The sequence below is a fragment of the Flammeovirga aprica JL-4 genome (assembly GCF_012844305.1).
GTDB lineage: Bacteria > Bacteroidota > Bacteroidia > Cytophagales > Flammeovirgaceae > Flammeovirga > Flammeovirga aprica.
The window spans coordinates 1-7,604 of sequence record NZ_JABANE010000194.1; the positions used below are offsets into that span (position 1 = coordinate 1).

A 7,604-nucleotide genomic window follows, 5' to 3' on the forward strand; every position below is an offset into this window, starting at 1 on the left:
CTAACGAAGAGTAGGATAAAAAAGATAAGATAAAATGTACCTTTACTTTTGTCACAGTACTTAAGTACTAGGAAAGAAGCAAAGGGATAATTTTAGGTTGTTATTTTTTATTCTAATCGAGGAAGATTTGCAGAGCATAACCGTAGTTACGTGATAAAAATCTAACGATGAGTAGGATAAAAAAGATAAGGTAAAATATCCGATTATTTTTTCTAGTACTTATAAAATCAAGGTTCAAAGGAACGTAATTCTATTTAAGAAGTTACATATTAATTAGATTTATTTACTGAATTCTTCTGATAACTTTGCTATTTTTGTAAACTGAATTAGACAATACTCCGCAATGGCATATATCATATACGATACGGAAACCACAGGTTTACCGAAAAATTTTAATGCACCTCTTACCGATCTTGACAACTGGCCTAGAGTAGTTCAATTGGCATGGCAACTTCACGATGACCATGGTAAATTGATCAAAGCTCAAAACCTGATTGTGAGACCGGACGGTTATACCATTCCTTTTAACGCAACCAAAGTCCATGGTATTACCACGGAACATGCATTGGAACATGGTCATGACTTGAAGGAAGTATTAGAAGAATTCCGTATTGATTTAGCAAAAGCGGATCGTCAGGTAGGTCACAACCTTCAGTTTGATATAAATGTTACAGGGGCTGAATTTATAAGAGTAGATCTCGAAAGTAAGATTCAGGAAGTAGAGGTGATTGATACCATGATCACTTCCACAGATTTCTGTGCATTGCCAGGTGGTAGAGGAGGTAAATTCAAATCGCCTTCACTGACAGAACTTCATAATAAACTTTTTGGAGTTCCTTTTGCCGACGCCCATGATGCCGCCTATGATGTTGATGCTACGGCACGCTGTTTCTTTGGTTTGATCGAGCATGGTGTTGTGACGCCAATTAATGATGTAGCCGTAGAGGCAGTCATTTATGAAGCACCGGAACTGGATGAAGCCAATTTTGCCTTTAAGAACAAATCCAAAGATTTAGGTAGAGGTAATGTAAGCAAAGAGGAAGGTCTGGCAAGACTGAAAGATGTCAAGTTTACTCACCTGCATACGCATACGCAATTCTCTATTCTGAGAGCCACTTGTACCATTGGTGACTTAGTAGCAAAATCTCAAGAAGATGGCTGTGATGCCGTTTGTTTGACTGATCACGGTAATATGTATACGGCTTATCATTTCGTAAGAGATGTATTAAAGGCAGAATTGAAGCCGATCGTAGGTTGTGAGGTGTACTTAGTAAATGACCATAAAAAGCGAAAGTTTACAAGAGATGATCCGGATAGAAGATCTTCTCAAGTATTGATTGCTAAAAATAAAGACGGGTATCATAACTTAGCCAAGCTCTCTTCTCAAGGTTTTATTGATGGAGCCTATACAGATAGAGATGGTACTTACGCCCGAATTGATAAAGAATTACTACTGCAATATAAAGGTGACTTGATCGCTACAACGGGCGGTTTACAATCACCAGTAAATAATCTTATTCTGAATGTCGGTGAAGAACAGGCAGAACAGGAATTTGTGTGGTGGTTAGAAAACTTCCAAGACGATTTTTATATCGAATTATGCCGTCATGGCCTGGAAGAGGAAGATCACGTCAATGAGGTATTACTTCGTTTTGCAGAAAAATATAATGTAAAATATTTCGCTGCCAATAACGTCTATTATATGGATGAGGCAGGGGCAGATGCACATGATATTTTATTATGTGTAAAAGATGGTGAAAAGAAATCGACACCAATTGGTAGAGGTAGAGGATATCGTTTTGGTTTCCCAAATAATCAATTCTACTTTAAGTCTGCCGATGAAATGAAAGAATTGTTCTACGATTTGCCTGAGGCGATTGAATGTACGCAGGAAATTGTAGATAAGATCGAATCTTATAAACTGGCACGTGATGTCCTCTTGCCTGCCTTCGATATTCCTCAGGAATTTGTAGATCCCGAAGATGAAAAAGATGGAGGCAAAAGAGGGGAGAATGCTTTCTTAAGACACCTTACGTATGTGGGGGCTGAAAAAAGGTACGGCGAGATAACGGATGATATTCGTGAGCGTTTGGATTTCGAATTGAAAACGATTGAGAATACAGGTTATCCGGGTTACTTCTTGATTGTACAAGATTTTACCACTGAAGCTCGTAATATGGGGGTGTCGGTAGGTCCTGGTCGTGGATCGGCGGCAGGTTCTGCAGTAGCCTATGCTATTGGTATTACCAACGTTGACCCTATTAAATACGACTTGCTATTTGAGAGATTCCTGAACCCTGACCGTGTATCCTTACCCGATATTGATATTGACTTTGATGATGAAGGAAGGCAGAAAATTATCAACTGGGTAGTCGATAAATATGGTTTCAATCAAGTATCTCATATTATCACTTACGGTACTATGGCGGCAAAGTCGTCCATTAAAGATACCGCTCGTGTGATGGATTTGCCACTTTCTGATTCAGATCGATTGGCAAAGCTAGTACCTGATATGAAGCTCAAAAAACTGTTTGGAATGTCTGATCAACAATTGGAAGACAAGCTGAACAGTGAGCAGATGGAAATGGCGAATCAATTGAAAGCGATTTCCGAAGAACACGGTACTTTAGAAGGGGAGGTAATTAATACTGCAAGAATACTTGAAGGTTCTGTAAGAAACACTGGTATTCACGCCTGTGGTATTATCATAACACCTGATGATATTACGAAGTTTATTCCAGTAACTACAGCCAAAGATGCGGACTTATTGGTAACGCAATTTGACAACTCTGTAGTAGAAAATGCCGGAATGCTGAAGATGGACTTCTTGGGTTTGAGAACCTTGTCCATTATCAAAGATGCCATAAAACTGATCAAGCAACGTCATGGAATTGAAATCGATCCTGATGATATTCCGTTGGATGATCGTAAAACATATGAATTATACCAGAGAGGAGAAACAAACGGTACGTTCCAGTTTGAATCCGCTGGTATGCAGAAGCACTTAAGAGCACTAAAACCCGATGTTTTTGGTGACTTAATTGCCATGAACGCCCTGTACCGTCCAGGTCCTTTGGAATACATTCCAAACTTTATTGCCCGTAAGCACGGTGACGAAGAGATTGTATATGACATTGACAAAATGGACGAATACCTTGCCGAGACCTACGGAATTACGGTCTACCAAGAGCAAGTAATGTTGTTGTCACAGTCATTGGCAGGGTTTACGAAAGGTGAAGCCGATATGCTGCGTAAGGCGATGGGTAAGAAAATCTTTGCCTTGCTAGAGCAATTGAAGCCGAAGTTTATTGAAGGTGGTACTTCCAATGGTCACGATCAGAAAGCACTTGAAAAAGTGTGGACGGACTGGGAAGCCTTTGCAGCATACGCCTTCAACAAATCTCACTCTACATGTTATTCAGTGGTAGCCTTCCATACAGGATATTTAAAAGCCAACTATCCTGCGGAATATATGGCATCTGTGTTGACGCACAACATGAATGACATTAAGAAGGTGACGTTCTTTATGGAAGAATGTAGCCACATGGGAATTCCTGTACTTGGTCCAGATATCAATGAATCTGAATATAAATTCTCCGTTAACGCAGACGGTGCGATTCGTTTTGGGTTAGGGGCTGTAAAAGGAATAGGTACGGGACCTATTAATGCTATTATCGAAGGCAGACAGGAAAAACCGTATGAATCTATTTTTGACTTTGTGGAAAGAGTCAACCTTAAAGCCGTCAACAGAAAAGTGATGGAAAGTTTGGCTTATGCAGGATCATTCGATCAATATGAGTTCCACAGAGCACAATATTTCCATATTCCAGAAGGAGAGAAGTTCTCAGGAATTGACCTCTTATTAAGGTACGGCAACAGAGTGCAAGCGGATAAAATGTCTGCGCAAGCATCATTGTTTGGTGCAAGTACAGGCGGTTCAGTTCCTCCTCCTAAATTGCCACAGTTAGAACCTTGGTCGAAGCTTGTAGAGTTACGTTTTGAGAAAGAAGTAGTAGGTTTCTTTATTTCAGGTCATCCATTGGATATGTACCGTATGGAGTTGGAAAACTTCTGTATTCCTATCAAACACGTTGACTTGCATAAACAGCAGGAAATCAAAATCGGTGGTATGATTACTGAAGCCAAAATACTAGAAAGTAAAAATGGTAATAAATTCGGTATCCTGACACTTGAAGATTACGAGCAAACCCATCAGATGGCTATGTTTGGAGAGAACTTCAACAAAAACCGTCACTTCTTCAATGAAGGTGATTTTGTTTGTGTGATTGGTCAAGTAAAAGAGAATTACAGAACGCCGGGTCAATGGGAGGTCAACCCTAAAAAGATCATGGCGTTATCTTCTGTCAAAGATCATTTCTGTAGAGGAATTGACTTGTCAGTGGATGTTGCAATGCTTAGTGACGATACGATCATGGATTTAGTCAATATCGTTGAAGAGCATAAAGGAACTAGAGAAATGTCACTAGAGGTAATTTCTAGAGAAGACAACATGGTGGTGAATTTATTCTCCAAAAGTTACAAAGTAGATCCTTCTACAGAGCTTTTAAATGATCTAGACCGTTTAGAAGGAATAGAATATAGAGTTTACTAATAAAAACACTTGATGGATCATCATCAATACGTTTAAATCTGAAGTGATTAATGTTACAATTTTAAATTAACATTAATCACTTTTTTTATTCAGTTGACTATTAGAGTCTTACTAAAAAGAATTCATTTATAACTTTTTATTCGTACAAATTACTTTTTTTAATCATTTTTTCATGAAATACGAATTTTGAAAAACATAGAATTCTTTGTATAAAAGTGTATTGTCTAAACGAATAAAATGTGATTAAAAGCTGAAAATTGTTATTTTATATTTTGAATTTTCAATTAAATTGTTCTATATACATTTAATGAAATTGACGAATACATATAGATTATTACGTGTGAACACTTGCAAAGTGAATGAATAACTTCTATTTTTGTTTCGTTAATGATACAAAAAATTATATCTATTGCATTTAAAATAATTATCATGAGCCAAAGTAAAATCGTAGCTGCCGCAGAAGCTGCACTTGACAAATTAACGAAGTTAAACAAGAAAGGAGAGTACGACCAACAAGTAAACGACTTAACATGGGTGTTAGGTAGTTTCAAAAATGACGGAAACCCTGACGGTGTTTACCAAAAAGTTGCAGAAGCTAAAGACGTTCTGGCAGATTTAAAATCCAAAAAACCTAGAAGCGTAGCAAAAGCATTAATGGACTCTTTAGAAGAGGCATTAGCTTAGTCTGAATGACATTGGAAAAAATATTTTCAGCCATCAATTTTGATGGCTTTTTTTGTGCCCAAAAGATGCTTCTCATTTCTAAATAAGGAGAATAATCTAGCATAGGGATTTTCAATTAAAAAGATACTTCTATTTTCATTTTTGCATTGAATCATCTCTTTTTGTAGTAATAACGCATCAAAATAAGGGTGTTTTTGTGTAATTATTAAAATTATCTCGTATTAACTTTGGTTATATAAATATATTTACTTTTAATTGTACTTATCAATTAAGTGTGTGAGTATTATAAATCTCATCTTGATTAACTAACAACAGACGAACAATAAATTATACTTCAATGTTATATTTCATCTTAACATTTGCGATATTGTTTTCACCTACATTATTATTAGCAAATGAAACTACTACTCTAGCCTCTTTCAATGTGCCAAATACATTGTGGGTGCTATTTTCTGCCGTTCTTGTATTACTGATGCAGGCTGGCTTTAAAACATTAGAGACTGGTCTGGTAAAAAAGGAACACCGATCGAGTGTCGGTAGTAAAAACCTGCTGGATTTAGTGGCAGGGATTTTAGGTTTTTTCCTCATCGGATTCAGCTTTATGTTCGGTAAAACCTATTTTGGTGTTATCGGATTTGACCTTGATCTATTTGTCGGACAAAATTTCAACAATGGCGATCAGGATATTCCTGGAGTTGTATTTTTCCTTTTCCAGCTTGTATTTGCAGGCACGGCACTGACGATTGTTTCAGGTGCAATGTCAGGCAGAACAGGAGTTTTCCCTTATTTCATAGGTTCACTCATCACGGCAGTTATTATTTACCCTGTTTTTGGCCACTGGGCTTGGGGTGATTTATTCTATAAAGACAATTATGCATGGTTGTCTGAAATGGGCTTTATGGATTTTGCCGGATCTACCGTAGTACACACTGTAGGTGCCTGTGTAGGGCTTGTAGGAATGATTATGGTGGGACCAAGAATCGGAAGGTTTGATCAAAATGGCAAGCCAAAAACCATTAAATCTTCAGATTACTCTTACAGTATTTTAGGAGTAATGCTCCTTTGGATAGGATGGTGGGGCTTTAATGGAGGAAGTACATTGGTGTTTGAATATAGTGTTTTCGAAATCATTTTAAATACCAATTTAGCCGGTGCCGCCGCTTGTTTCTCCGCTTTCTTCTTCTGTTATTTCTTTCAAGATAGAAGTGAGTTGATAGAGAAAATGATTGGCGGAGCATTGACAGGACTTGTAGCCATTACTGCTTGCTGTAATGTGGTTTCCCCGCTAAGTGCATTGATCATCGGTTTATTATCAGGTATTATTCACAACCTTGGTTTTGATTTAATCTTACGCGTTTTCAAGCTTGATGACCCAGTAGGAGCCATTCCAGTGCATGGTTTTGGTGGTATTTTCGGTACTTTATGCGTTGCTCTTTTCGGAAAAGAGGAATTGTTGAGACTTCCACGTTGGGAACAGCTCCTGATACAGACGATTGGGATAGAAGTATGTTTGACTTTCACAGTTGTAATTTCTATTGTGATGTTCAAAATCATCAAGGGTACTTATGGACTTAGAGTTTCTCCAGAACAGGAATTGAAAGGTATGTTGATGGGCAGACAGATGCCGGAAGAGTTTTATCAAGATGACTCTGTTCAGAAAGTAAGATATGTTTCTATGCAAGTTTCTGATAAAGGGTATAACCTTCTGAATATGGGAGATTTTGCAAGTTTAGATCCATTGTATCGTACAGAACTAATTGATGCTAAAAAAGTATCATTTATTGACGAACATGGTGAAGCAGTTCCTCTGATTGAAGCCATGAAACAATTGAAAAAATATATTGAAGGAAAGCAGGGACAAGGCAGTGCAGCTTAAGTAAGTACTTTGGAAAATATATAAGAACGGGCAACCATAATTCAATATTGTGGTTGCCTTTTTGTTTTTTGATAAACTGAAAGATTCTTTTGAATGAAGAATGAAGAATGAAGAATGAAGAATGAGCATACTTTGTCATGAGGTGTTTTATGAAGTGTGAATACATTTTCAGACCCTTTTTTCACGAATCACTTTTCTTAATTTATACCTCTTTAATTCGCCTTTACTTTTGTCACAGTACTTAAAATAGAAGAGGTAGGAAGGTCGTAATTGTAATGTCCTGAAAAAACGATACAGTTTTTCAGTGAATTAATTTCGATATAAGACTCAATAATTTTAAGAATTATTGGGTCTTTTTTTGTGGGTAACCTTCAGTTTTTTTCTTTTCGCTACCGCGGGTTCCTCAAATTTATCGATGCAAAATTGATTCGC

Annotated in this window: 3 protein-coding genes; all 3 read left to right on the forward strand. The window is 37.3% G+C overall.

The features are described 5' to 3' along the window. Nucleotides 1-343: 343 nt before the first annotated feature. The 3 genes from dnaE to HHU12_RS32350 all read left to right on the forward strand — a co-directional run bounded on the left by dnaE (nucleotide 344) and on the right by HHU12_RS32350 (nucleotide 7,172). Nucleotides 344-4,612, forward strand: a complete 4,269-nt coding sequence (gene dnaE / locus HHU12_RS32340) for a DNA polymerase III subunit alpha (RefSeq protein ID WP_169660875.1) — start codon at nucleotides 344-346, stop codon at nucleotides 4,610-4,612. Between the two features lie 429 nt (nucleotides 4,613-5,041). Beyond that, entirely contained in the window at nucleotides 5,042-5,296 is a 255-nt protein-coding gene (locus HHU12_RS32345; protein WP_044211588.1) for a hypothetical protein, read from the forward strand. Nucleotides 5,297-5,633: 337 nt separating this feature from the next. Further along, nucleotides 5,634-7,172 (forward strand): ammonium transporter, encoded by a 1,539-nt coding sequence (locus HHU12_RS32350; protein WP_169660876.1) that lies wholly within the window; start codon nucleotides 5,634-5,636, stop codon nucleotides 7,170-7,172. Nucleotides 7,173-7,604 lie beyond the last annotated feature (432 nt).